Source organism: Pseudomonas sp. KH_046_2 (genome assembly GCF_057838985.1).
This window is the reverse complement of record NZ_CM174480.1, coordinates 5,834,462-5,859,108: the sequence shown is the minus strand read 5'-3', so window position 1 is coordinate 5,859,108 and position 24,647 is coordinate 5,834,462. Positions and strand designations below refer to the sequence as shown.

The 24,647-nt window shown below is 60.6% G+C and carries 22 protein-coding genes and 1 pseudogene; 14 read left to right on the top strand and 9 right to left on the bottom strand.

All coding sequences use genetic code 11. The annotated features are described in order from the left end of the window. The first annotated feature begins 23 nt into the window (after positions 1–23). On the top strand, positions 24–440 hold the full coding sequence (locus AC3IX1_RS26705; RefSeq protein ID WP_489386390.1) for an acyl-CoA thioesterase: 417 nt from the start codon (positions 24–26) through the stop codon (positions 438–440). Between the two features lie 56 nt (positions 441–496). Here AC3IX1_RS26705 and AC3IX1_RS26700 read toward each other — a convergent pair whose 3' ends face one another. Further along, positions 497–1,678: an MFS transporter gene (locus tag AC3IX1_RS26700; protein ID WP_489386389.1), complete on the bottom strand. Its 1,182-nt coding sequence runs from the start codon at positions 1,676–1,678 to the stop codon at positions 497–499. A gap of 315 nt (positions 1,679–1,993) precedes the next feature. Here AC3IX1_RS26700 and AC3IX1_RS26695 point away from each other — a divergent pair, with 315 nt between their 5' ends. Together AC3IX1_RS26695 and AC3IX1_RS26690 are read left to right on the top strand one after the other, a co-directional pair. Beyond that, entirely contained in the window at positions 1,994–2,827 is an 834-nt protein-coding gene (locus AC3IX1_RS26695) for an EamA family transporter (RefSeq protein ID WP_489386388.1), read from the top strand. A 49-nt stretch (positions 2,828–2,876) separates the two neighbouring features. Further along, complete coding sequence (locus tag AC3IX1_RS26690) at positions 2,877–3,260, top strand: MAPEG family protein (RefSeq protein ID WP_489386387.1); 384 nt, start codon at positions 2,877–2,879, stop codon at positions 3,258–3,260. A 115-nt stretch (positions 3,261–3,375) separates the two neighbouring features. Here the strand turns inward: AC3IX1_RS26690 and mltA are convergent, their stop codons facing one another. After that, the gene (gene mltA / locus AC3IX1_RS26685) at positions 3,376–4,560 is read right to left on the bottom strand and encodes a murein transglycosylase A (RefSeq protein WP_489386386.1); all 1,185 of its coding nucleotides are present in this window, start codon (positions 4,558–4,560) and stop codon (positions 3,376–3,378) included. Between the two features lie 128 nt (positions 4,561–4,688). On the opposite strand from mltA, the gene AC3IX1_RS26680 reads away from it, so the two are divergent. Continuing rightward, on the top strand, positions 4,689–5,138 hold the full coding sequence (locus AC3IX1_RS26680; protein ID WP_056726531.1) for a c-type cytochrome: 450 nt from the start codon (positions 4,689–4,691) through the stop codon (positions 5,136–5,138). A 196-nt stretch (positions 5,139–5,334) separates the two neighbouring features. On the opposite strand, the gene AC3IX1_RS26675 is transcribed toward AC3IX1_RS26680, so the two are convergent. The 4 genes and pseudogenes from AC3IX1_RS26675 to AC3IX1_RS26660 all read right to left on the bottom strand — a co-directional run bounded on the left by AC3IX1_RS26675 (position 5,335) and on the right by AC3IX1_RS26660 (position 9,923). Next, positions 5,335–5,730 carry a DUF1090 domain-containing protein gene (locus AC3IX1_RS26675; protein ID WP_489386385.1) on the bottom strand — a complete coding sequence of 132 codons (396 nt, stop codon included), beginning with the start codon at positions 5,728–5,730 and terminating at the stop codon, positions 5,335–5,337. 96 nt (positions 5,731–5,826) lie between these two features. Continuing rightward, positions 5,827–7,526 (bottom strand): annotated as a pseudogene (gene ligB, locus AC3IX1_RS26670) (NAD-dependent DNA ligase LigB). Positions 7,527–7,718: 192 nt separating this feature from the next. Beyond that, positions 7,719–8,909 (bottom strand): methionine adenosyltransferase, encoded by a 1,191-nt coding sequence (metK, locus tag AC3IX1_RS26665; RefSeq protein WP_008050251.1) that lies wholly within the window; start codon positions 8,907–8,909, stop codon positions 7,719–7,721. An 18-nt stretch (positions 8,910–8,927) separates the two neighbouring features. After that, positions 8,928–9,923: an ArsR/SmtB family transcription factor gene (locus AC3IX1_RS26660; RefSeq protein ID WP_489386384.1), complete on the bottom strand. Its 996-nt coding sequence runs from the start codon at positions 9,921–9,923 to the stop codon at positions 8,928–8,930. Positions 9,924–10,184: 261 nt separating this feature from the next. On the opposite strand from AC3IX1_RS26660, the gene tkt reads away from it, so the two are divergent. The 6 genes from tkt (at position 10,185) to fba (ending at position 16,438) form a co-directional block, all read left to right on the top strand. After that, positions 10,185–12,182 (top strand): transketolase, encoded by a 1,998-nt coding sequence (tkt, locus tag AC3IX1_RS26655; RefSeq protein WP_489386383.1) that lies wholly within the window; start codon positions 10,185–10,187, stop codon positions 12,180–12,182. A gap of 188 nt (positions 12,183–12,370) precedes the next feature. After that, positions 12,371–13,423, top strand: coding sequence for an erythrose-4-phosphate dehydrogenase (gene epd / locus AC3IX1_RS26650; protein ID WP_008050248.1), 1,053 nt, complete (start codon positions 12,371–12,373; stop codon positions 13,421–13,423). 12 nt (positions 13,424–13,435) lie between these two features. After that, positions 13,436–14,599: a phosphoglycerate kinase gene (locus AC3IX1_RS26645; protein WP_150725096.1), complete on the top strand. Its 1,164-nt coding sequence runs from the start codon at positions 13,436–13,438 to the stop codon at positions 14,597–14,599. A 35-nt stretch (positions 14,600–14,634) separates the two neighbouring features. Further along, a complete protein-coding gene (locus AC3IX1_RS26640; protein ID WP_489386382.1) occupies positions 14,635–14,856 on the top strand; it encodes a hypothetical protein in 222 nt (73 codons plus the stop codon). Between the two features lie 56 nt (positions 14,857–14,912). Continuing rightward, complete coding sequence (locus tag AC3IX1_RS26635) at positions 14,913–15,254, top strand: MliC family protein (RefSeq protein WP_489386381.1); 342 nt, start codon at positions 14,913–14,915, stop codon at positions 15,252–15,254. Positions 15,255–15,373: 119 nt separating this feature from the next. Beyond that, a complete protein-coding gene (gene fba / locus AC3IX1_RS26630; RefSeq protein ID WP_007981624.1) occupies positions 15,374–16,438 on the top strand; it encodes a class II fructose-bisphosphate aldolase in 1,065 nt (354 codons plus the stop codon). 112 nt (positions 16,439–16,550) lie between these two features. Here the strand turns inward: fba and AC3IX1_RS26625 are convergent, their stop codons facing one another. Then, positions 16,551–17,219, bottom strand: a complete 669-nt coding sequence (locus AC3IX1_RS26625; RefSeq protein ID WP_489386380.1) for a polysaccharide lyase family 7 protein — start codon at positions 17,217–17,219, stop codon at positions 16,551–16,553. Between the two features lie 323 nt (positions 17,220–17,542). Here AC3IX1_RS26625 and AC3IX1_RS26620 point away from each other — a divergent pair, with 323 nt between their 5' ends. Genes AC3IX1_RS26620 through AC3IX1_RS26610 form a run of 3 tightly spaced genes read left to right on the top strand, consistent with a single transcriptional unit; the run spans position 17,543 to position 20,534 of the window. Beyond that, positions 17,543–19,666, top strand: coding sequence for a putative bifunctional diguanylate cyclase/phosphodiesterase (locus AC3IX1_RS26620; RefSeq protein WP_489386379.1), 2,124 nt, complete (start codon positions 17,543–17,545; stop codon positions 19,664–19,666). A 45-nt stretch (positions 19,667–19,711) separates the two neighbouring features. After that, positions 19,712–20,200, top strand: coding sequence for a M48 metallopeptidase family protein (locus AC3IX1_RS26615; protein WP_489386378.1), 489 nt, complete (start codon positions 19,712–19,714; stop codon positions 20,198–20,200). Between the two features lie 37 nt (positions 20,201–20,237). Continuing rightward, positions 20,238–20,534, top strand: coding sequence for a winged helix-turn-helix domain-containing protein (locus tag AC3IX1_RS26610; RefSeq protein WP_008050237.1), 297 nt, complete (start codon positions 20,238–20,240; stop codon positions 20,532–20,534). Between the two features lie 110 nt (positions 20,535–20,644). Here the strand turns inward: AC3IX1_RS26610 and AC3IX1_RS26605 are convergent, their stop codons facing one another. Next, positions 20,645–21,097, bottom strand: coding sequence for a GNAT family N-acetyltransferase (locus tag AC3IX1_RS26605; RefSeq protein WP_489386377.1), 453 nt, complete (start codon positions 21,095–21,097; stop codon positions 20,645–20,647). A gap of 258 nt (positions 21,098–21,355) precedes the next feature. On the opposite strand from AC3IX1_RS26605, the gene AC3IX1_RS26600 reads away from it, so the two are divergent. Continuing rightward, the gene (locus AC3IX1_RS26600; RefSeq protein ID WP_489386376.1) at positions 21,356–22,093 is read left to right on the top strand and encodes a substrate-binding periplasmic protein; all 738 of its coding nucleotides are present in this window, start codon (positions 21,356–21,358) and stop codon (positions 22,091–22,093) included. A 155-nt stretch (positions 22,094–22,248) separates the two neighbouring features. Here the strand turns inward: AC3IX1_RS26600 and yccS are convergent, their stop codons facing one another. Beyond that, positions 22,249–24,432, bottom strand: coding sequence for a YccS family putative transporter (gene yccS, locus AC3IX1_RS26595; protein ID WP_489386375.1), 2,184 nt, complete (start codon positions 24,430–24,432; stop codon positions 22,249–22,251). Positions 24,433–24,647: the final 215 nt, after the last annotated feature.

The following is a 24,647-nucleotide window of genomic DNA, read 5'->3' as shown; positions in this document are numbered from 1 at the left end:
CGGCAAGACGCTCAGGAGTGAACATGAATTTCCACACCCGCAAATGGGTAAAACCCGAAGACCTCAACCCCAACGGCACGTTGTTCGGTGGCAGCCTGCTGCGCTGGATTGACGAAGAAGCGGCGATCTACGCCATCGTTCAGTTGGGCAACCAGCGTGTGGTCACCAAGTACATTTCCGAAATCAACTTCGTCAGCGCCTCGCGCCAGGGCGACATTATCGAGCTGGGCATCACGGCCACCGAGTTCGGCCGCACCTCGATCACCCTGACGTGCGAAGTGCGCAACAAGATCACCCGCAAGAGCATCCTCACCGTTGAAAAAATGGTGTTCGTGAACCTCGGTGAAGACGGCTTGCCGGCGCCTCACGGCCGGACCGAGATCAAGTACGTCAAGGACCAGTTCAAGGACCAGTTCAAGGATGATGACGCCGTTCAGTGATATTTGCGGTGCATTCATCACGAGCAGGTCGGATCGCCGCACCGTCGCTCCCACATTTAACCGAGATCCCCTGTGGGAGCATCAAGCGCAACCGCACCGCGATGCTGGCGATAGATGAAGAACAGTGCAGTGAACACAGTCAGCCCGCTGACCAGCGCGCCGGTCCAGGGCAGGTCTGCCAGATCGGCTCCGCTGGCCACCACCAGCCCGCCGATCCAGGCGCCGGCCGCGTTGCCCAGGTTGAAGGCGCTCTGGTTCAGGGTCGAACCCAGGTTCGGTGCTTCGTGGGCTTGATCGATGATCAGCAGTTGCAGGATCGGGCACAGGGCGAAGGCAAACGTCCCCCACAACACCAGCGTGATCGCCGCCGGGATCACCGAATGGCTGGTTTGCGTGAATGCCGCCAGCACCACCAGCACTGCCAGCGCCATGCCCACCAGCGAAGGCAGCAAGCGGCTGTCCGCCAGACGACCACCGAGCATGCTGCCGGCGGTCAAGCCAACGCCGAACAACAGCAGCATGATGGTGACGCCGTGGGGGCTGACACCGGTGATGTCCTGCAGGATCGGCGCAATGTAAGTGAACACACTGAACAGGCTGGTCGAGGCCAGCACACTCATGCCCAGGGCCAGCAGCACGTTGGCCTTGCCCAGCACCTTGAACTCGCTGGCCAGGTTGGCTTTATCCATCGCGATGTTTTTCGGCAGCCAGACCCATTGTGCAATCGCCGCCAGAACCCCGATCACCGACACGGCCCAGAAGGTCGAGCGCCAGCCCGCGTATTGCCCGAGTGCGGTGCCCAGTGGCACGCCGAGCACGTTGGCCAGGGTCAGGCCGGTGAACATCATGGCAATCGCCTGAGCCCGTTTGTTGGGGGCCACCAGCCCAGCGGCCACCACCGAACCGATGCCGAAAAATGCGCCGTGGCACAGTGCCGTGATTACGCGCGCGGCCATCAGCGTGGCGTAGTTCGGCGCCAGCGCGCAGAGCATGTTGCCGAGGATGAACATCAGCGTCATGCCCAGCAGGGTGGCCTTGCGCGGCATGTTGGCGGTGCCGACGGCGAGGATCGGTGCACCGAACACCACGCCCAGGGCGTAGCCGGTGATCAGCAATCCGGCATCGGGAATGCTCACGCTGAGGTCGCGGGCGACGTCGGGTAAAAGACCCATGATGACGAATTCGGTGGTGCCGATGCCGAAGGCGGCAACAGCGAGGGCAAGCAAAGCGAGTGGCATGCACAAGGTCTCTGTCGGTAGTCTTGACGCTGTGATCAGGCATACGCAGGCCGACGACCGTTCTCGATGAGAGCGGGCCGGGCAGAATTTTTATTGGAATTAGTCTGTGCGCAACTGAGTGCGGCGTGGTCGCTTGCAGTATAAACAGCCACTGAAATATGGCGAATCAATTCTCTGCCCAAACACTGTAGGAGCGAGCTTGCTCGCGAAAAACTCAAGCATGCCGCGCTTATCCAGGATGCGCGCGTCATCGTTGACGACCTTCGCGAGCAAGCTCGCTCCTACAGAGGGGCGGGACAAAATAAGGAGTGTGCCGTGCTTGCGACGGCGTTGGTGTTGGTGGCGGCGCTGTTGCATGCGGCGTGGAATACCCTGATCAAGTTCAGTGCCGAGCGACTGTTGGTGGTGGCCTGCATGGACAGCGTGGCGCTGCTCTTTGTCGTGCTGATGCTGCCGTTCCTGAGCGTGCCGCCACTGGAGATCTGGCCGTGGATCCTGGCATCGGCGGCGTTCGAGTTGCTCTATCGCTATTTGCTGATCCAGGCCTATCGGGTCGGCGACCTCGGGCTGGTCTATCCATTGATGCGCGGCTTGTCACCGTTGGTGGTGCTGGCGCTGACGCTGATCTTTGCCGGGGAGGTGCTGACCCATCAGCAGATTTTCGGCATCCTGCTGATTCCGTTCGGCATGCTGTGCCTGCTCTGGCAGGGCGGCGGCGGTGCGCGTTTGCCGTGGTCGATGTTGCCGGTGGTGGCACTGATCGGCCTGTGCATCGGTTGCTACACCTACATCGACGGGCAGGCATTGCGGCGCTGGTCCCATCCACTGGATTACCTGGTCTGGGTCACTTTGCTCAGTGCCTGGCCGTTTCCGCTGTTGGCGTTGGTGCGCAAACGACCCGCGTTCATGTTGTTCTGGCGCGAGCAGTGGCGACTGGGCCTGGCCGTCGGGTTTTGCGTGTTGTTCAGCTACGCTCTGGTGCTGTGGGCGATGCAACTGGGCTCGATTGCAGAGGCAGCGGCGTTGCGCGAGATCAGCGTAATTCTGGTGGTGCTGTTTGGCATGCGTTACCTGAAAGAGCCGTTTGGCGGGCCACGGCTACTCGCTTGTAGCCTTGTGATGATCGGGATACTGGTGATGAAGTTTTGATCGCCCCGATGGAATTCGTTTCTCAATAACTTGAAGAAAGGACGGCGTTATGACGGTGGCTCTGTGGTGCATTTTGATTGCTATTTTCCTGCCGTATGTGTGTACGTGGGTCGCCAAGATCAGTGGCGGGTTCAGGCTGAAAGACAATCATGACCCTCGGGATTTTCTCGACTCTCTGGAAGGCGTGGGCAGACGGGCGCACGCGGCGCAACTGAACAGTTTTGAAGTGATCCCGGCGTTCGCCGCGGCGGTGATCGTGGCGCATCTGGCCGGCAATGCCGAACTGGTGACGATCAATGTGCTGGCCGTGCTGTTCATTACCAGCCGCCTGCTCTACATCATTTGCTACCTGGCGGACTGGGCGACACTGCGGTCGCTGGTGTGGTTCGTGGGGATAGCGTTGATCGTGAGTTTCTTTGTGGTGTCGGTCTGACAGATCTTCAGGGTTTTCGCTGGCCTCATCGCGAGCAAGCTCGCTCCCACAGGAGTGTGCGTTCCAATGTAGGAGCGAGCCTGCTCGCGATAGCTATCTGGCAGCCACCGCTGGTTTAGGGTTTTGTCTTCTCCGCATCCGCCACCTGCGGCACTTGTGGTAGCGCCGTACCTTTGGGCCAGAGCATCCAGATCTGCCCCTGCTGTTTCATGTCCCCGGCCAGTTGCCCGGCTGCATCGCCGGTGCCCCAGAACAGATCTGCCCGAACCTCGCCGGCAATGGCGCCGCCAGTGTCCTGTGCTGCCACGGGGCGAACCAGGGCCGTGCCGTCCGGTCTGGTGGTGGACAGCCACAACAGGCTGCCCAGCGGAATCACCTTGCGATCCACGGCCGCACTGTAACCGGCGGTCAACGGTACGTTCAGCGAGCCGCGCGGACCTTCGTTGCTGTCCGGGTTGCGGGTGAAGAACACGTAGCTGGGGTTGCTGCCGAGCAGTTCGGGAATCCGCGACGGATTGGCCTTGGCCCAGGTGCTGATAGCGCCCATGGTCACGTCTTCTTTTTTCAACTCGCCCTGTTCCACCAGCCAGCGGCCGATCGGCCGATACGGATGGCCATTCTGATCGGCATAAGCAATGCGCAACTGGCGCCCATTGTCGAGCTGGATACGACCCGAACCCTGGATTTGCAGGAACTGCAGGTTCATCGGATCGGTCAGCCAGGCCACGACCGGCGCCTTGACCCCTTTGCTTTCGATGGCTGCCGCATCGTCATATGGCTTGAGCACACGACCTTCGAGTCGACCGCGCAGGCGCTTGCCCTTGAGTTCCGGGTAAATGCTGTCGAGGGCGACGATGATCATGTCCTCGGGGACGCCATAGACCGGGACATTGGCAGCGCCAGTCTGGGTCAGGCTTCCGGGATAGACCGGTTCGTAGTAGCCGGTAATCAGGCCGTTGGGGTTGTCGTTGGCGGCGCGCAGGCCAAAGACATCGAGGTTCTGTTTAAGAAAACCGCGAATGTCGCTGGCGGTTTGCGGCACATTGGCAGCCGCGGCGCAGGTACCACCCCAGACCGGGTCGGCCTTGAGTCGGGTGCAGGCGCTACGCCAGGAACCGAAACCGGCGAGCAGGTCGTTGTCTGACACCGCCGGCAGTGCTTCCCATGTGGCGCTGGAGTAAGTGGCCAGGGCGTGGGTTTTCGGTTGTTGGTTGTCGCCGCCGGTGCAGCCTGCGAGCAGGGCCGCCATCGGCAGGGTCCAGGCCAGGCTGTGACGCCATGCCTTGAAACAGCTGTTCATGGAGTGATTCCTTTGCCGGTTGCCTGAGCGCTCCATGTGCTCAAGCAACCCTTATTGATAATAGGGCTATTGGTCTTTGCCGATGACGCGAGGATACTGGCCGCCGTTTTCCGTGACTTGAAGCCACCATGACTCTTAAAAGACTTTCTGTTGTATTGCTGGCCTGCCTGACGTTGTCCGCTTGCGGCGGCATCGACCCTAACTCGCCGCTCGGCCAGCGCAAGGCCATTTTCAAGCAGATGCTCAAGACTGGTGAAGATCTGGGCGGCATGTTGCGTGGGCGCATTGCGTTCGATGGTCCGAAGTTCGCCGAAGGCGCGGTTAAGCTCGATGCGTTGTCCCGTGAGCCGTGGCAACATTTTCCGCAAGTGCGCGAGGAAGATCACACCAGCGCCAAGAGCGATGTCTGGGAGCAACAGACACGCTTTCAGGCAATGGCCCGCGACCTTGAAGGCGCCACCGGTGAATTGGTGATCGCCAGCCAGGTTCAACCCTACAAGGCCAGCAACCTGGGGCCGGCGGTGCAGAAAGTCGAAGATGCTTGCAGTGCTTGTCATAAGGCGTTTCGGGATCATTGATTCGGCGCTACGCATGACCTGTGGCGAGGGGGCTTGTCGGACCGCCGAACCGCCCCGTTCGACGGCGTAGCCGTCGTTTGTTTGAGCAGTCAGGAATATCTGATTGAGTTCGATTCGGCGATTTTGGGACTGCTTCGCAGTCCAACGGGGCGGTGCGGCGGTCCGACAAGCCCCCTCGCCACAAAAAGTTGCTGCGTTACTTATCCAGCTCATCCAATGCGCTCTGCAATTCCTTGCGGGCATCGGCGAGTTTGTCTTTGCGCTTGTTGATCTTGTCGGGGTCGCCTTTGCTCATGGCCTTGTCGAGGTCCGCCTGACGCTTGCTGACTTCGTGCTTGGCGTCGAGCACCTTGTTTTCCCGTTCCTTCTTCAGCGAGGCGTCGGTGCAGTTGGCTTCGACTTCGCTCAGGGCCTTTTCCAGGCCGGCCTGCTGGTCGGCATTGCCGTGGACCTTGGCCAATTCGATCTGGTTGACGATACCTTGCTTCTTGGCGGCGCAACCGGTCAGCCCCGGTGCTTCCTCGTCTGCCATCAACGGGGTGGCCAGCACGCTGCAAAGGGTCAACAGGGCGAGCGGTGAAAGAAGTTTCATAAAAGCTCCATGTAGGAAAGCAAGCAGGCCGGTGTGGCAATGGCTTGTTGGAGCCCAGCGGTCCCCTGGGGTTCCCGGTGGGCGCAGGGCCGACAGCTAAAAGCCGTTAATCCCCGCATCACGTAACGTTTCACTCAAGGCCAGGACCTGCGGATCGCGGAAAAAAGCGTTCAGTTGCGCCGCGCGCCCTGGCCCGATATCGGCCTCGGCTCGCCATTGCTCGATGTCGCGCTGGGCCAGTACCTGCCATGAGTCGCCGAGATGCGCCTGGCCTGTCGGCGGCAATCCCAAGGCTTTGAGCCAGTGTGCGAACGGGCGTTGCCGGGCCTGGTTGAAGCTGTCCGCAAGGCGAACCGCGCTGTGCTCGCCGAAACCGTCAATGGTAGCAAGCTCTTGGGGATCGAGGGTCAACCAATCCAGCAGACTGTTCATGCGACCTGTTGCAAGAAGTTTTTCCCAAGTCCCCGGACCCACATTGGGCAGCGCCAGACCTTGTTTACTGCTGAGCCAGGTCAGGCGCGCAAGAAACTGGCCCTCACAGCCCGGAGTCGGTTGCCAGCAACTCAATAAATGGAAGTCTGCTGCCAGCGGTACGTTCAATTCGGCGCGTTCGCTGCTGCGCAATACAACGCGATCGAGCCTGGGAATGGTCAGCCCGGCCAGGCTGATGGCGACCTGATCACCCGGACGGATGTCCAGCGCCTGCCAGCGTTGCAACGAACCGACGCTGACGTGTTTGATCTGCCGGTCATCGAGCTGCACCGGGGTCAGTTCAAGTACCGGTGTGATCCGCCCGGTCCGACCGATTTTGAAGTGAACCTGGCGGACCTCGGCCAGTGCCTGGGCGAAGGGGTATTTCCAGGCGATGGCCCAATAAGGTGACCTGGCCTGCCAGCGTTCGGCGGCTGGGCGCTGGTTCTGGCGCAGGACCACGCCGTCGCTGGCAAAGGGCAGAGGAGAGCTATACCAGTGTTCGCGCCAGCGTTCGGCATCGATGACGGAGGCGATGGGCTGGCTGTATGCCGTGGTGCCCGGGAAGCCCAGCGCAGTCAGCGCCGTGGCACGCTCGGGCACGCTCGGGCACGCTCGGGCACGCTCGCCGGCCCTTGGGGCCAGTCCCAGACAAACAAGTCAATGTTGGCGGCCTGTTCGGCGCTCAAGACCTTGCGCGCCATCAGGCCGGCCACCGAGCCACGAGCATTGAGGCTACCGGCCCGGGCCTGCACGTGGTCGGTCAGGCGCCAATACAGTTCGCCTTGCACGATCAAGTCCCGGGCCTGCGATAGCCGTTGCGGGATGGCCGGAATCTGCCGCGCAGGAACCGTCCAGTCCTGGCCGCTCTCGCCGTCACCACGGCTGATTGCCTGGGCCAACAGGCCGTTGCGGTAAACCAGGGTCACCGCCACTCCATCGATTTTAGGCTGGGCCCAGACGTCCACCCGGTCACGCAGCCATTTTTCCACAGCGGGCCGATCGTGCAGTTTGTCCAGACCGGTGTGGGCGATGGGGTGGGGCAGCGTGCCGCGTGCAGTGCGCAAGGGGTCTGCGGACGGGCTCAGGTTGAAGCAGTGGCGCCATTGGGTGAGTCGCGCGCGGGACTGGTCGTAGAGTTCATCGGCGATCAGTGAGCGTCCTTGGCGGTGATAGCTGTCGTCCCAGAGGTCGATTTGTTGTTGCAGTTTGTTGACTTCAATCAGGGCGCGTTCGGGTGGCCAGTCCGGGCACTCGGTGGCACTGGTGGTCAGACAGGTAAAGGTAAGTAGAGCGGCGAGAAACAGGCGCAGGTCGGGAAGCATCTTGAGCGTCCTTGCTCGGTGAGGTGCTTGAAGGCTAGGTCAGTATCAGTTGGCGCAGCGGGTGGGGGTTTTACCGAGTGTTTCTGGTGACTGGGCTTGCCCGCGAAGGCCGCGACGCGGTGTAAAGCGAATCCCAATAAAAAGCCCCGCAAGGCGCGAACCGTGCGGGGCTTCGGGTGTTGCGGGGAAGTCTTACAGGCCGGCAGCAGAACGCAGGGCGTCGGCGCGGTCGGTTTTTTCCCAGGTGAACGTGGTGAAGGTGTCGTCACCAACGGTCTTGGTCGCCGGGGTGCGACCGAAGTGGCCGTACGCAGCGGTTTCCTGATACATCGGGTGCAGCAGGTCGAGCATGGTGGTGATTGCGTATGGGCGCAGGTCGAACACTTCGCGGACCAGTTTGACGATCTTGTCATCGCTGATCTTGCCGGTGCCGAAGGTGTTCAGCGAGATCGACGTCGGCTGGGCAACACCGATGGCGTAGGACACCTGGATCTCGCAACGCTCGGCCAGGCCGGCAGCGACGATGTTCTTGGCCACATAACGACCGGCGTAGGCCGCCGAACGGTCAACCTTCGATGGGTCTTTACCGGAGAACGCGCCGCCGCCGTGACGGGCCATGCCGCCGTAGCTGTCGACGATGATCTTGCGACCGGTCAGACCGCAGTCACCCACCGGGCCGCCGATGATGAACTGGCCGGTCGGGTTGATGTGGAACTGGGTGTCCTTGCTCAGCAGTTCGGCAGGCAGCACGTGCTTGACGATCAGCTCCATCACGCCTTCGCGCAGGTCGTTGTACGACACTTCCGGGTTGTGCTGGGTCGACAAAACAACGGCGTCGATACCGACAACCTTGCCGTTTTCGTAACGGCAGGTCACTTGCGACTTGGCGTCCGGACGCAGCCAAGGCAGCAGGCCGGATTTACGGGCTTCTGCCTGGCGCTGTACCAGCTGGTGCGAGAAGGTGATCGGTGCAGGCATCAGCACGTCGGTTTCATTGCTGGCGTAGCCGAACATCAGGCCCTGGTCGCCGGCGCCCTGATCTTCAGGCTTGGCACGGTCGACACCCTGGTTGATGTCAGGGGACTGCTTGCCGATGATGTTCATCACGCCGCAGGTCGCGCCGTCGAAGCCAACGTCGGAGCTGGTGTAGCCGATGTTGGTGATCACGTCACGAACGATCTGCTCCAGGTCAACCCAGGCCGAAGTGGTGACTTCGCCGGCGATGATCGCCACGCCCGTTTTCACCAGAGTCTCGCACGCCACACGGGCGAACTTGTCTTCAGCAATGATGGCGTCCAGCACCGCATCAGAAATCTGGTCGGCGATTTTGTCCGGATGCCCTTCAGACACGGACTCGGAGGTGAAAAGGGAGTATTCGCTCATCTCGATGTTTTCCTGAAATTACCGATGGTGAGTGTCGCCAGCCGGTCGCTGAAAATGGCGGACCTGGATCTGGAAACCATTACGTAAGCCTACATAGAGGCTTTCCCCGGGAACGAGTCCCGCAGCGGTGGCCCAACGGGCCAGATCGTCCTGTTCAAACCCCAACCAGAGATCACCGCAGGCCTCCTTGGCCCAACTCTGGTTGTGGCTACATAACTCTGTCACTAACAGGCTACCGCCTGGTTGCAGCAAATTGGCCATGTGCTTGAGCGCATCGGCCGGCGCGGCAAAATGGTGCAGCACCATGTTCAGTACGACGCAATCGGCCTTGAGGGTGACACCGTTCAAGGCATCGGCCAGTTGCAGGCTAACGTTAGTCAGCTTGTCGCGTTCGCAGACCTGGCGCGCCAGCTCGAGCATCGCGCTGCTGTTATCCAGCGCCGTGACCTGCGCGAAGCGGCGCGCCAGTTCCGGCAGGAATGCGCCGTCTCCGGGGCCGACTTCGATGGCCGTTGCGCCTTGGCCGAAGCTCAGCTTGTCGAGCAGGGCCACCACGCTTTCGCGGTACTGCGGCAGGCCGGCGATCAGGTCTTGCTGGGCGCGAAACTTCTCCGCCACCCGTGAGAAAAAGTCCTGGCTGGCGGCCGCCCGTTGCCCATGGACCTGGGCGATGCGCGACTGTACGTCGGTCGGCAGCGTCAGGTTGTCCACTTCTTCGAGCAGTGCTGCGTGCAGTTTGCCGCCCAGCAGTTCGGTGTGGGGCAGGGCGCGACGGTAGAAAATCGCGTTGCCTTCGCGGCGCGTCGCCACCAGGTCGGCCTGGGCCAGTACCTTGAGGTGGTGGCTCATGCCTGACTGGCCGATGCCGAAGATCTGCGCCAGTTCCAGCACACCGAACGAGTCGTTGGCCAGTGCGCGCAAGACATTCAACCGCAGGGGATCGCCGCCAGCCTTGCACAAGGCTGCCAGCTCATCGCAATCGTCATGTTGAATGGAGGGCACGCGTAAATTCATAAGGCCGGCAGTCTAGTCACCGGTCGATGGCATCGCAAGAGCAATATCAAAAAGTTTTGATATTGCTCGATAGATGGCACTTCTCGACGTTAGCTTCAGTCAACAATTGGACGGCGGAAAGGTTTCATCAGGCGAATACGTCGTTATCCATTGGAAAAACGCCTCCAGATGACTATCTGTCATTGCCCCGAGGCGTCCCGGTGAGGGAAAATGCTCGCCTTTTTTCCGTTTCGTTTTATTCAAGCCCCCAGGAGAACAGCGATGCCTAGCCGTCGTGAGCGTGCCAACGCCATTCGTGCCCTCAGCATGGATGCCGTGCAAAAAGCCAACAGCGGCCATCCCGGTGCCCCGATGGGTATGGCGGATATCGCCGAGGTACTTTGGCGCGACTACCTCAAGCACAACCCGAGCAATCCATCGTTCGCCGACCGTGACCGCTTCGTGCTGTCCAACGGCCACGGCTCGATGTTGATCTACTCGCTGCTGCACCTGACCGGCTACGACCTGTCGATCGACGACCTGAAGCAGTTCCGTCAACTGCACAGCCGCACCCCGGGCCACCCGGAACTCGGCTACACCCCGGGCGTTGAAACCACCACCGGTCCACTGGGCCAGGGCCTGGCCAATGCCGTGGGTTTTGCCCTGGCTGAAAAAGTCATGGCGGCGCAGTTCAACCGTCCTGGCCACAACATCGTCGACCACCACACCTATGTGTTCCTGGGTGATGGCTGCATGATGGAAGGCATTTCCCACGAAGTCGCTTCCCTGGCCGGTACCTTGGGCCTGGGCAAACTGATCGCCTTCTACGATGACAACGGTATCTCCATCGATGGCGAAGTCGAAGGCTGGTTCACCGACGACACGCCGAAGCGTTTTGAGTCCTACAATTGGCAAGTGATCCGCAATGTTGACGGTCACGATCCGGAAGAGATCAAGACGGCGATCGACACTGCACGTAAAAGCGAGCAGCCAACTCTGATCTGCTGCAAGACCACCATCGGTTTCGGTTCGCCGAACAAGCAAGGCAAGGAAGATTGCCACGGCGCCCCACTGGGTGACGCAGAAATCGCCCTGACCCGTGCGGCGCTGAAGTGGAACCACGGCCCGTTCGAAATCCCGGCCGATATCTACGCCGAGTGGGACGCCAAGGAAGCAGGTAAAGCCGTGGAAGCCGAGTGGGATCAGCGTTTCGCTGCCTACTCCGCCGCGTTCCCGACTGAAGCCAGCGAACTGGTGCGTCGTCTGAGCGGTGACCTGCCAGCAGACTTCAGCGAAAAAGCCTCGGCCTACATCGCCGAAGTGGCCGCCAAGGGCGAAACCATTGCCAGCCGTAAAGCCAGCCAGAATGCCCTGAACGCGTTCGGCCCGTTGCTGCCTGAGTTCCTCGGCGGTTCGGCTGACCTGGCCGGTTCCAACCTGACCCTGTGGAAAGGCTGCAAAGGCGTCACCGCCGAAGACGCCAGCGGCAACTACATGTACTACGGCGTGCGCGAGTTCGGCATGACCGCGATCATGAACGGCGTCGCCCTGCACGGCGGCCTGGTGCCTTACGGCGCGACCTTCCTGATGTTCATGGAGTACGCCCGCAACGCGGTGCGCATGTCGGCCCTGATGAAGCAGCGGGTAATCCACGTCTACACCCACGACTCCATCGGGCTGGGCGAAGACGGCCCGACTCACCAGCCAATCGAGCAACTGGCCAGCCTGCGCTGCACGCCGAACCTCGATACCTGGCGCCCAGCCGACGCCGTTGAATCGGCGGTGAGCTGGAAGTACGCGCTGGAGCGCAAGGACGGTCCTTCGGCCCTGATCTTCTCGCGTCAGAACCTGCAGCACCAAACCCGTGATGCCGGCCAGATCGCCGACATCAGCCGTGGTGGCTATGTGCTCAAGGACTGTGCGGGCGAGCCTGAGCTGATCCTGATTGCCACTGGTTCCGAAGTTGGTCTGGCTGTTCAGGCCTTCGACAAGCTGACCGAGCAGGGCCGCAAGGTTCGCGTGGTTTCCATGCCGTGCACCAGCGTGTTCGATGCCCAGGACGCCGGCTACAAGCAATCGGTCCTGCCGTTGCAGGTCAGCGCCCGTATCGCTATCGAAGCCTCTCACGCGGACTACTGGTACAAGTACGTGGGCCTGGAAGGCCGCGTGATCGGCATGACCACCTACGGCGAGTCGGCGCCTGCGCCGGCCCTGTTCGAAGAGTTCGGCTTCACCCTGGAAAACATCCTGGGTCAGGCTGAAGAGTTGCTGGAAGACTAAAGCACAACGCGGTGGTTTCACGATCACCGCGTTCCTCTGTAGGAGCGAGCCTGCTCGCGATGGTCGTTAACGGTAACGCTGGCTGTCTGGATAAATGCGTTGTCCTTAAGTCCATCGCGAGCAGGCTCGCTCCTACAAGGATTGTGTTGTTAACGAGATTTCGTCTGACTGCGTCTATCGAGAACCCCATGCCTCAACCGCGTCCCTACAAAGTTGCACTCAACGGCTACGGCCGGATTGGTCGTTGCGTCTTGCGTGCGTTGTTCGAGCGAGGCGAGAAGGCCGGGTTCGAGATTGTCGCGATCAACGATCTGGCGGACATGGCCAGCATCGAATACCTGACACGCTTCGACTCCACCCATGGCCGGTTCCCCGGCGAAGTGAAGGTCGACGGCGATTGTCTGCATATCAATGGCGACTGCGTGAAGGTCCTGCGCAGTGCCACCCCCGAAGGCATCGATTGGGCGTCCCTGGGCGTCGATCTGGTGCTGGAGTGCTCCGGCGCTTATCACACGCGCGAAGACGGCCAGCGTTTCCTCGACGCCGGCGCCCCGCGCGTGCTGTTTTCCCAGCCGATGGCCAGCGAGACGGACGTCGACGCGACCATCGTCTATGGCGTGAACCAGGATTGCCTGACCGGCGACGAGTTGCTGGTGTCCAACGCATCCTGCACCACCAACTGCGGCGTGCCGCTGTTGCGTCTGCTGAATCAGGCCATTGGCCTGGATTACGTGTCGATCACCACCATTCACTCGGCCATGAACGATCAGCCGGTCATCGATGCCTATCACCACGAAGACCTGCGCCGCACCCGCTCGGCGTTCCAGTCGGTGATCCCGGTGTCCACCGGTCTGGCGCGTGGCATCGAACGCCTGCTGCCGGAACTTGCCGGCCGAATTCAGGCCAAAGCCGTGCGGGTGCCGACGGTCAACGTGTCCTGCCTCGATATCACGATGCAGACCGCCACCGCGACCGACGCCACCGAGGTCAACCGGATCCTGCGCGAAGCCGCCACCAGCGGCCCGCTCAAAGGCCTGCTGGCCTATACCGAGCTACCCCACGCAAGCTGTGATTTCAACCATGACCCACATTCGGCGATCGTCGATGCCAGTCAGACCCGAGTTTCCGGCCCACGGCTGGTGAACATCCTGGCCTGGTTCGACAACGAATGGGGTTTTGCCAACCGAATGCTGGACGTTGCAGAACACTATCTGCAAACAGCAACTTCAAAAAAACCGTAGGAAGTGCGACCCATGACCGTGTTGAAGATGTCCGACCTCGATCTGCAAGGTAAGCGCGTATTGATCCGCGAAGACCTCAACGTCCCAGTCAAGGACGGTGTTGTCACCAGCGATGCGCGTATCCTGGCCTCGCTGCCGACCATCAAGCTGGCCCTGGAAAAAGGCGCGGCCGTGATGGTCTGCTCGCACCTTGGCCGTCCGACCGAAGGCGAGTTCTCGGCCGAGAACAGCCTCAAGCCAGTCGCCGACTACCTGAGCCGTGCTCTGGGTCGTGAAGTGCCGCTGGTAGCCGATTACCTGGGCGGTGTCGACGTGAAAGCGGGCGACATCGTGCTGTTCGAAAACGTGCGCTTCAACAAAGGCGAGAAAAAGAACGCTGACGAACTGGCCCAACAATACGCCGCCCTGTGCGATGTGTTCGTGATGGACGCCTTCGGCACCGCTCACCGTGCCGAGGGTTCGACCCACGGCGTGGCCAAGTTCGCCAAGGTCGCTGCTGCCGGCCCGCTGCTGGCCGCTGAACTGGACGCACTGGGCAAAGCCCTGGGCGCCCCGGCCCAGCCAATGGCGGCCATCGTCGCCGGCTCCAAGGTGTCGACCAAACTCGACGTGCTGAATAGCCTGAGCCAGATCTGCAACCAGTTGATCGTCGGCGGCGGTATCGCCAACACCTTCCTGGCCGCTGCCGGTCACCCGGTCGGTAAATCCCTGTACGAGCCGGACCTGCTGGACACCGCTCGCGCCATCGCCGCCAAGGTCAGCGTACCGCTGCCAGTGGACGTGGTGGTTGCCAAGGAATTCGCCGAAAGCGCCGTTGCGACCGTCAAGCTGATCGCTGACGTCGCTGCCGACGACATGATCCTGGACATCGGCCCACAGACCGCTGCCAACTTCGCCGAGCTGCTGAAGTCGTCGCAAACCATCCTGTGGAACGGTCCGGTCGGCGTGTTCGAATTCGATCAGTTCGGTAATGGCACCAAAGTGCTGGCCCAGGCCATCGCGGACAGCGCGGCGTTCTCCATTGCCGGCGGTGGCGACACCCTGGCGGCCATCGACAAGTATGGCGTGGCCGAGCAGATCTCCTACATTTCTACCGGTGGCGGCGCGTTCCTCGAATTCGTCGAAGGCAAGGTCCTGCCAGCCGTTGAAGTCCTGGAAAGCCGGGCCAAGGCCTGAGGGTCGCCCGTTTGACCAGGCAAGGGAGTGTTGAAATGGTCAAGACGTTAGCGCTGTTGATCGTCGCAGGTTCGCTGGTGGCGTGCGGGAGTAACCCGAAGGCCACCCCGGAATCTGCGCTGTCCGGGTCGGACAAAGGCTGCTACCAGGCTGACTGGCAGGCGGAAACCAACCCGGTGCTCAACAAGCGTTCCGGGCCGGAAGGCCTGGACAAATACGAGACCCAGGCACCCGCCAAGGAACATGGCTGCCCTTGACGGGTCTGACTCATTACTCAGGGCTGGCAGCGTGCGCCGTCAGTCGAGGGACACGGATGAAAGGTTTTATCGCCGTTGCGGCGCTGACGTTGTTGGCCGGTTGTGCTCAGTTCAATCAGTTGAACCCGTTCCAGTCGTCCGCGCCTGTGGATAACTGGACCACCTGGACCTGCGACAGCCAGGCCAAAGTGCTGTGGCGCTACACCGACGACAGCCGCAGGGAAGTCGACGTGCGCATGGGCGGTGCTGATCAGGTCTACCGCCTGAAGCAGGAGCCGGGTGCGTCGGGTTCGCTGTACAGCAATGACATGCTGGCGTTTCACATAAAAGGTGAGGAAGGCCTGGTTTACTGGGTCGCCACCAATGATTTGATCGGCCGTGGTTGCAAGGCCAAGTAAAACGAAGAACACCGAATCCGCAGCCCGGGCCAACCCCCGATCTGCAAAAACTTGAATAGCCGCCGCCGCTCCGGCAGGCTGGCACGATTAACGACCCTCAACCGGGAGAGATACACACAATGGCACTTATCAGCATGCGCCAGATGCTGGACCACGCAGCCGAGTTCGGCTACGGCGTTCCAGCCTTCAACGTCAACAACCTTGAGCAGATGCGCGCCATCATGGAAGCCGCTGACAAGACTGACTCCCCGGTGATCGTCCAGGCTTCGGCCGGCGCCCGTAAATACGCTGGCGCGCCATTCCTGCGTCACCTGATCCTGGCCGCGATCGAAGAATTCCCGCACATTCCGGTGTGCATGCACCAGGACCACGGCACCAGCCCTGACGTCTGCCAGCGTTCCATCCAGCTGGGCTTCAGCTCGGTCATGATGGACGGTTCCCTGGGCGAAGACGGCAAGACCCCGACCGACTACGACTACAACGTCCGCGTTACCCAGCAAACCGTAGCCATGGCTCACGCCTGCGGCGTTTCGGTAGAAGGCGAGCTGGGCTGCCTGGGTTCGCTGGAAACCGGCATGGCCGGTGAAGAAGACGGCATCGGTGCCGAAGGTGTTCTGGATCACAGCCAGATGCTGACCGACCCGGAAGAAGCCGCCGACTTCGTAAAACGCACTCAAGTGGATGCCCTGGCCATCGCCATCGGCACCAGCCACGGCGCCTACAAGTTCACCAAGCCGCCTACCGGCGATGTGTTGGCGATCGACCGCATCAAAGAGATCCACAAGCGCATTCCGAACACTCACCTGGTGATGCACGGTTCGTCTTCGGTTCCGCAAGAGTGGCTGGCGATCATCAACCAGTACGGCGGCGACATCAAAGAGACCTACGGCGTTCCGGTTGAAGAAATCGTCGAAGGCATCAAGCACGGCGTGCGTAAGGTCAACATTGATACTGACCTGCGTTTGGCATCCACCGGTGCGATGCGTCGTCTGATGGCTACCAATCCGAGCGAGTTCGACCCGCGTAAATTCTTCGGCGCCACCGTTACTGCCATGCGCGACGTGTGCATCGCCCGATACGAAGCCTTCGGCACTGCCGGCAACGCTTCGAAGATCAAGGCGATCTCGCTGGAAGGCATGTATCAGCGTTACCTGAAAGGTGAGCTGAACGCCAAGGTCAACTAAGCCTGAGCGTTAAACTGCCTTGATGAAAAACCCGCCGAGAGGCGGGTTTTTTGTGGGTGATAATCCATGCCCGGAGCAAGCCCGCTCCCACAGTGTCAACGATGCCTCGGCATCATTGATTGTGATCGATATCCAGCTTGCTGAACGTCACTTTGCCGCCTTCAGTGGTGTAACCGGTGTTGTCCTGCACATAGACCCCGGCCTTGAAGTACAGCGGTTTGTCGCGCCAGGTTGTGCTGATTTGCGTATCCCATTGATAGCCTGCCGCGCTGATGCCCAAGGCGCCACCGGGGCTGAGGTGAATGAGGTAGTTGAACTCCTGGTCGAGTTTCACCCCCGTCGCGACGATGATCACCCGGCTTGTATCGTCATAGGGATGCATCCGGACCTTGGCGACGATATTGCCGGTGCCTGTACTGGTTTTGTATTGGTATTCGACCTTCACCATAGGCTTCTGGCTTTGATAGGCATGGATCTGGCCAATGACAATCTTCCCGGAACTCGGCACCTGATTCACTGCCAGAGTGGCATACAACAAATTGTCGGACTCCGGGTAATACCAGTTTTTCAACGTGCCGTTGCTGTAGGTTTCACGCAATTCGGTGCGCGGATAAATCGCGTTTTCGGTACGGGAGCCGGTCACGGGCGTCCAGAAAAACAATGTGCCGGTATCTGAATGGAAGTATTGATCCTTGAAGCCATCCACCAGTTTGGCGGTTTCGACGGTGTACGGCGGGCTGCCAACGGGAACACTGAGGTTCCAGGTTGCGAGATCGATCATGTCGGTTCTTCCACTGGGTTCATGCTGCACGGGCGTGCCAGAAGCTCTAGACCGCACCTTTGGGGCGGCCTTTATAAGCGTAGCGGGGAATTTTGTTAATGCCCGCCTGACGGGTGGTTGACGTCAACATCCTGTCGAAATGCCATCTTCCGGGTTTTCATCGGACTGAGCATTCGACCGTTAGTCGGTAAAAAGACACAATGATTAAATGATGGCTCACTGACACCTTCTGCTTTCGCAGAACCGGGTCTAGAGTGAAGGCACAGTATTTGTCCGGTTTTCACGAGAAACCGGCCTGACACACCCGCAATTAGAGAAGCAGCATGGAATGCGCGCAACCCACGCCAGTAGAAGGCGGCTCAACCCTATTAGTCGTCGACGATTACCCTGAAAACCTGATCAGCATGCGCGCGTTGTTACAGCGCCAGGGCTGGCGGGTCATTACTGCCGCCTCGGGTTTCGAGGCCCTCGGCTTGTTACTTGAACACGATATCGACCTGGTGCTGCTGGACGTGCAGATGCCGGACATGGACGGTTATGAAGTGGCGCGCCTGATGCGCGGTAGCCAGCGGACCCGTCTCACGCCGATCATTTTCCTGACCGCCAACGAACAGTCCCAGGACGCCGTGATCAAGGGCTATGCCAGTGGTGCGGTGGATTACCTGTTCAAGCCGTTCGACCCACAGGTCTTCACGCCCAAGGTCCAGGCGTTGCTCGAACACCAGCGTAACCGCCGGGCCCTGCAGCGCCTGAGTCATGATCTGGAAGCCGCTCGTGCCTTTAATGCGTCGGTGCTGGATAACGCCGCCGAAGGCATTCTGGTATTGGGTGAGGACGGCCTGATTCGGTTTGCCAATCCGGCGATGTCACGGTTGCTCAATGCCCCGGTGCAGGAACTGCAAGGCAAGGAGTTTCTGGACTACCTGCAAAAGCCGCATATCCCGATCTGGGCCGATTCCGAGTTGCTGGCCGGATACAAACGCGGCGAAACCCTGCGCCTGCACGATGCCCAGCTACGAACCGCGCCCGGCCAGCAGGTGCCGGTGGCCTTGTCCTGCGCGCCATTGCCCGCCGAGCAACACGCGATGGTCGTGACCGTGCTGGACATGTCGGTGGTGCGCCATCTGCATCAGCAGCTGGAGTTTCAGGCGGTCACCGATCCGCTGACCGGATTGCTCAATCGTCGGGGTTTCTACCAGACCGTAGAGAACCTGCTGTTGCGCGGTGAGCGTTCCAACAGCTCCTGGGTCTTGATGTACCTGGACCTCGACGGTTTCAAGCGAGTCAATGATTCGCTCGGGCATGATGCCGGCGATCGGGTGCTGCGCTGGGTCTCCGAACAGTTGAAGGCTTGCCTGCGGCCCTTCGACATTCTGGCGCGGATGGGCGGCGACGAATTCACCGCGCTGCTGGATCTGGAGGTCCCCGAGCAGGCGGCGAAGATTGCCGAGAAGCTCATCGAGCGAGTGTCGATCTGTCAGCAGATCGACGGCCTCGATATCGCCCTGGGTGCCAGCATCGGCATCGCCACGTTCCCTGATTGTGGCGCCAATCTTGACGGTATGCTGCGGGCGGCCGACATCGCCATGTACGAAGCCAAGCGTGCCGGTCGCCAGCAATATCGCTTCTACGACCACGAAATGAACGGCCGGGCGCGTACGCGGCTGATGCTGGAAGAAAGTGTGCGCACGGCCATCGAGAATCTGGATTTCAATCTGGTGTACCAGCCTCAGGTTGCGATTGCCGACGGGCGGATTCGTGGTTTCGAGGCCTTGTTGCGCTGGCAGCATCCGAGCGTTGGCGATGTCCCCCCGGGGCTGTTTTTGCCATTGCTGGAGGAGGCGCGGCTGATCAGTCGCCTGGGCAGCTGGATCTACCATCGCGGCGCCGGGCAACGCAAAGCCTGGGAGTCCCTGTTTGCCGAGGATCTGGTGCTTGGCGTCAGCTTGAGCAGTACGCAGTTCGGCATGCCCAACCTGGTCACCGAGTTGCGCCAGGTGTTGGAGCGCCATGGCCTGCAACCGCGTCATCTGGAAGTCGGGGTCACGGAAGAGGCCTTGATGCATAACCCCGAGGAAACCCGCAAGCAATTGCGCCTGCTGCACAATCTGGGGGTACGAGTGGCATTGGATGACTTCGGGGCCGGCCCCTGTTCCCTGACGCACTTGCGCGACCTGGAGCTGGATACTCTGAAGATCGACCGCCATTTGGTCGCCCGGTTGCCGGAGTCGGCAAGGGATGCGGCGCTGGTGCGCAGTGTGATCGAACTGTGCAAACAGTTCGGGATCCTGGTGATTGCCGAAGGGGTGGAAACCGTCGCGCAGTATGAATGGCTGCAAGCCAGCGGCTGTGAATATGTGCAAGGTTTTCTGGTTGCCCGGCCGCTGATGGCCGAAGATACCGGGGTCTTTGTCCAGCCGTTTGACTGGAGCGCGCTGCCCCGCTGAATTCGCTACACTGGCGACCTTTCAGTGATCTGTATTGCCGCCCCGATGACCGTGTTGAAATATCTCCAGGCTTATCCCGCTACCCTGCAGGATCAGGTGCGCCAGCTGATCGCCGACGGTCGGCTGGGCGATTACCTGAGCCAGCGTTACCCGCAAAAGCACGGGGTGCAGAGCGACAAGGCGCTGTACACCTATGCCCTGGACCTCAAGCAGGAGTACCTGCGTAATGCCCCGGCCATCGACAAGGTACTGTTCGACAACCGTCTGGACCTGACCCACCGTGCCCTTGGCCTGCACACCACGATTTCCCGGGTGCAGGGTGGCAAGCTCAAGGCCAAGAAGGAAATCCGCATCGCTTCGCTGTTCAAGGAAGCACCTTCCGAGTTCCTGAAAATGATCGTGGTGCATGAGCTGGCGCACTTCAAGGAATCGGACCACAACAAGGCCTTCTACAAACTGTGCGAACACATGCTGCCGGGTTATCACCAGGTGGAATTTGATGTGCGGGTGTACCTGACGTGGCGGGATCTGTAGGCGCTGCCGCAGGCTGCGATCTTATAAGGAGCATCAGATGGACGTGAGCAAGACCAAGAGCAGCTTCTATCGCCGGTTGTACGTGGCGTACCTGATCGACAGCGGGCTGGCCAGCAGCGTCCCGACGCTGACTGAAGTCACCGGCATGCCCCGGCGCACGGCGCAGGACACCATCGCGGCGTTGGCGGATCTGGATATCATTTGTGAGTTCGAGCAGGAAGAAGGCGCGCGCAACCATGCGGGGCGCTATCGGATTCGCGAGTGGGGGGCGATTGATCGCGGTTGGATCGAGCGTAATCTGCGGCAGATCAAGGCGGTGCTGGAATATCCCTGAAATTTTTTCAGTGGATTGACTGACGCCTTCGCGAGCAAGCCCGCTCCCACACTGGATTGTGTTCACAACTCAAATCAAATGTGGGAGCGGGCTTGCTCGCGAAGAGGCCCTTACGGACGACGCATGCCAATGTGTGGAATGCCATCCTCGACAAACTCCTCGCCCGTCACGACAAACCCGTACCGCCCGTAATACCCTTGCAAATGCGTCTGGGCCGAGAGGTAGATCGGCGTTTGCGGCCAGCGTTCTTCAATCTGCTTCAACGCCTGGTCCATCAACGCATGTCCAAGCCCCGCGCCTCGTGCTTGTGGAGCAATGATCACCCGACCGATCACTACGTCCCCGCCTTGCAGTTCCGGGTCGAGCAGCCGCAGATAGGCCACCAGTTGATTACTGTCCCAAGCCATCAAGTGACAAGTGTCACCTTCCAGGTCCTGGCCATCCACGTCTTGATAAGCGCATTGCTGCTCGACGATGAACACTTGCGCACGCAACTGCAAAATGGCGTACAGCTGTTCCTTGCCCAGGTCGCTGTGGTGTTTGCAGATCCAATCGACTGTCATGTTTTGATTCCCTGAAAACGTCGTTCCGATACTAAGCGCACTCACGCCAGAAGTCTTTATGGCGGAAGAATCTGTGACAAAGGCCAAAATGCCATCATTCATTTTTCGCGCGGATGTCTTCTTTGTGTAATCTGGATCGAAGCGCTGTGCTGTTGCTTCGATGAGCTAATGTTGAGTACCCGGGTCTTGCCGGTACAGGGGCCTTGGGGTTTTGGCTGAAAACACGTCGGGCAACCCGCCCGCTAAGGATTTTCTGGCATGCCGCGATTGCATCGAGCTTTGGCCTTGATTGGATTGCTGTTGCTGGTTCAGGGAGCGGCGGCAGAAAAACTGCGGCTGGTCGCTGATGCCTGGCCCCCCTTTACCGATTCCACGCTCGTCAACGGTGGTCTGGCCACGGACATTGTCAGTACCGCGCTCGCCAGGGCTGGCTATGCCAGTGAGTTCGAGCAGGTGCCCTGGGCACGGGCCTTGATGGGATTGGGCGAGGGTCGATACGACGTGCTGGTCAACGCCTGGTACACCGAGGAGCGGACCAGGCTTGGCCAGTTTTCCGGCGAGTACCTGCTCAATCGCGTGCGCTTTCTCAAGCGCAAAGACGCGCCCATCGAATTCAATAACCTGCAGCAATTGCACACTTATCCGATCGCCATCGTGCGTGGATACGCGTATTCGCCTCCGTTCGACAACGACGAGTCGTTGCAGAAAATCCCCGTGCACAGTTTTGCCATGGCGGTGCGCATGCTCGCGGCCGACCGGGTCAAGCTGACGCTTGAAGATGAATTCGTCGCCCGCTACTACCTGGCCCGTGAGTCACCCAAGGTGCGAAACGCCGTGGAGTTCCTGCCCAAGGCGTTGAGCGAGAACAGCCTGCATATCATGGTCAGCCTGAAGAATCCCGAGCATGCACGGATCGTCGCCGGTTTCGACCGGGAGATCGCGGCGATGAAGGCGGACGGGAGTTATGACAAGTTGATGAGACAGCACGGGATGTAAGTGCATTGATCCGGATTCTGTACTGTTGCTGATGGCCTCTTCGCGGGCAAGCCCGCTCCCACAGTGGGCGAAGGTGAACACAAATCCTGTGACCATCAGATAACCCTGTGGGAGCGGGCTTGCCCGCGAAGGGGCCGGTACATTCAGCCGGGATCTCAATCCTCACTGGTGTCCTTGATCAGATGCGCCGCCAACGTCCTCAACGGCCCCAACTGCCGGCAGATCAACGCCAGTTGCGTCTGCACCAACCGCTGCCCCTCATCGATTTCATCAGGCATCTGTTCCAGCTCATTGGCCAGTGCTTCTTCTTCATCGCTCTGAATCTCGATCGAAGACTTGCTCGCCAGCCCTTGGGCGATCGCGTCGATGCTGGCGGCCAGTTTCACCCCGGCCCCTTCGATCAAGTGCTCGCGCACGTCCGTCGGTAGTTGAGTTTCCCGGTGCGCGCCGAGGCCCGACAGGTAGCTGAGTAGCGTGTGTGACAGCACCAGGAAGCGGAAGCCCACATCCGCCTCCTTTCGGAAATGCCCCGGCTCCATCAGCATGTTGGCCAGCGTGGTCGACAGTGCCGCGTCGGCGTTGTGCGCGTTGCGGCGGGCCAGGCGGTAAGCGAGGTCGTCGCTTTTGCCCGCCGCGTATTGCTGCATGATCTGACGCAAGTAAATGCTGTTGCAGGCCAGGGTGTTGGCCAGCACTTTGTTCAGGCGTCGGCCCTGCCAGTCCGGGAGGAACAGGAACACCGCGAGGCCGGCGATCAGGCTGCCGAGCAAGGTATCGAACAACCGGGGCAGGAACAGCCCGTAACCGTCACCCACCTGGTTGAAGCAGAACAGCACCATCAGGGTGATTGCCGCCGTCGCCAGGGTGTAGCGGGTGGTGCGGTTGGTAAAGAACACCACCCCGGCAGCGATGGCGAAACACGACTGGATCAGCGGGTTCGGGAACAGGTCGAACAGCGCCCAGGCCAGGGTCAGGCCGATGGCGGTGCCGATGATCCGTTGACCGAGTTTGCGGCGGGTGGCGCCGTAGTTCGGTTGGCAGACGAACAGCGTAGTGAGGATGATCCAGTAGCCCTGGGACGGGTGAATCAAATGCACCATGGCGTAGCCGATGCTCAAGGCCAGGGGCAATCGCAGGGCATGGCGGAACAGCAGCGAGGTCGGCGTCAGTTGCGTGCGCAAGCGCAGCCACACGTCCTTGAGGCTGCGCGGCGAACGGTCGAGCAGGCTGCTGTCGGTGGCGTCGGCCAGGGCGTCGGGGTTACTGGCATCGCTGAGCAAGCGGTCGAGGGTGCCGAGGTTGGCCGCCAGTGCCCGCAGTGAACGCAGCAAGCCGCGCCAGGCCGGGTTGCTCTGAATGCGCAGGTGTTCGAGAGAGGCATCCAGGTCGCTCAGGGCCTCGGCGAAACTGGCGTCATAGGTGAACGGCTGGCGCATCTGGATCGATTCGGCCAGGGCCCGGCAGGCCTTGCCTTGCTGACGCAACAGGCGTTGGCAGCGGAACAGCACGTCGCTGTGGAAGAAGGCGTCGGCCAGGGCGTTGTAAGGGTAGTGCGAAGAACTGGCGCGCTCGTGAATGTCCTGGGCGAGGAAGTACAGCTTGAGGTAGCGGCTGACTTTCGACCCCGGGCGACCGTTGCCGACCCGGTGCAGGATGATCTCCTTGGCGGCGTTCAGTGCCGCCACCACCCGGCCGTTCTGCTGGGCCAGTTCCAGGCGCCGCGCCTCCACGTCCATTTGTCGGATCGGCTCGAACAGCGAGGATTTAAGCTTCAGGTAAAAGCCCAGCTCGCGGAACAGGCGCGCCAGGCTCTGCTGCACCGGCTGATTGGAAAACAGCGCTTGCCACAGCACCGAGAGCACGCCGTACCAGGCTGCGCCGGCCACCAACAGCAGGGGTTCGTGCCAGAAGTCGGTGACCGCGCCACCACGCTGGTCCACGCCGATCATGGTGTAGACCGACAGTATCAGCGTCGCCGAGGCAATCGCGCCATAACGTTCGCCGAGGGCGCCGAGCATGGTCAGGCAGAACGCTGCGAGGGCAAAGGCAATGATGAAGAGGTAGGGGTAGGGGAAGAGCAGTTCGACGGACAAGGCGGCAACCGCGAAACACACCAGCGTCACGGCCAGCGCGTTGAGACGGCCCTGCCAGCTGTCGTCGGTTTCGGCCAGGGCACTGGCGATAATCCCCAGGAACAACGGGATCAGCAGGCCCATTTCATCCTGATACCAACACAGCGCCATGGTGCCGGTCAGGGCAATGAATACCCGCACGCTGTAGCTGAATTTATCCAGCGCCCAAAGGCGACGCAGAGACTGGCTGAACGAAGTCGATGACATGAAATGCGAAGGCCTTCCGAGGCAATGACGCTAAATTGAGCCACTAATGACGCCGACGCAATGGCGTCGATCACATCAGACAGCAAAATCTGTTCCTTTGAGCTTTGTGATCTGGGTTGAAGCTGGCAGAGAAACCTGTGGGAGCGAGCTTGCTCGCGATGGCGGCCTGTCAGTCAACATCTCTGTTGAATGTTATGGCCTCATCGCGAGCAAGC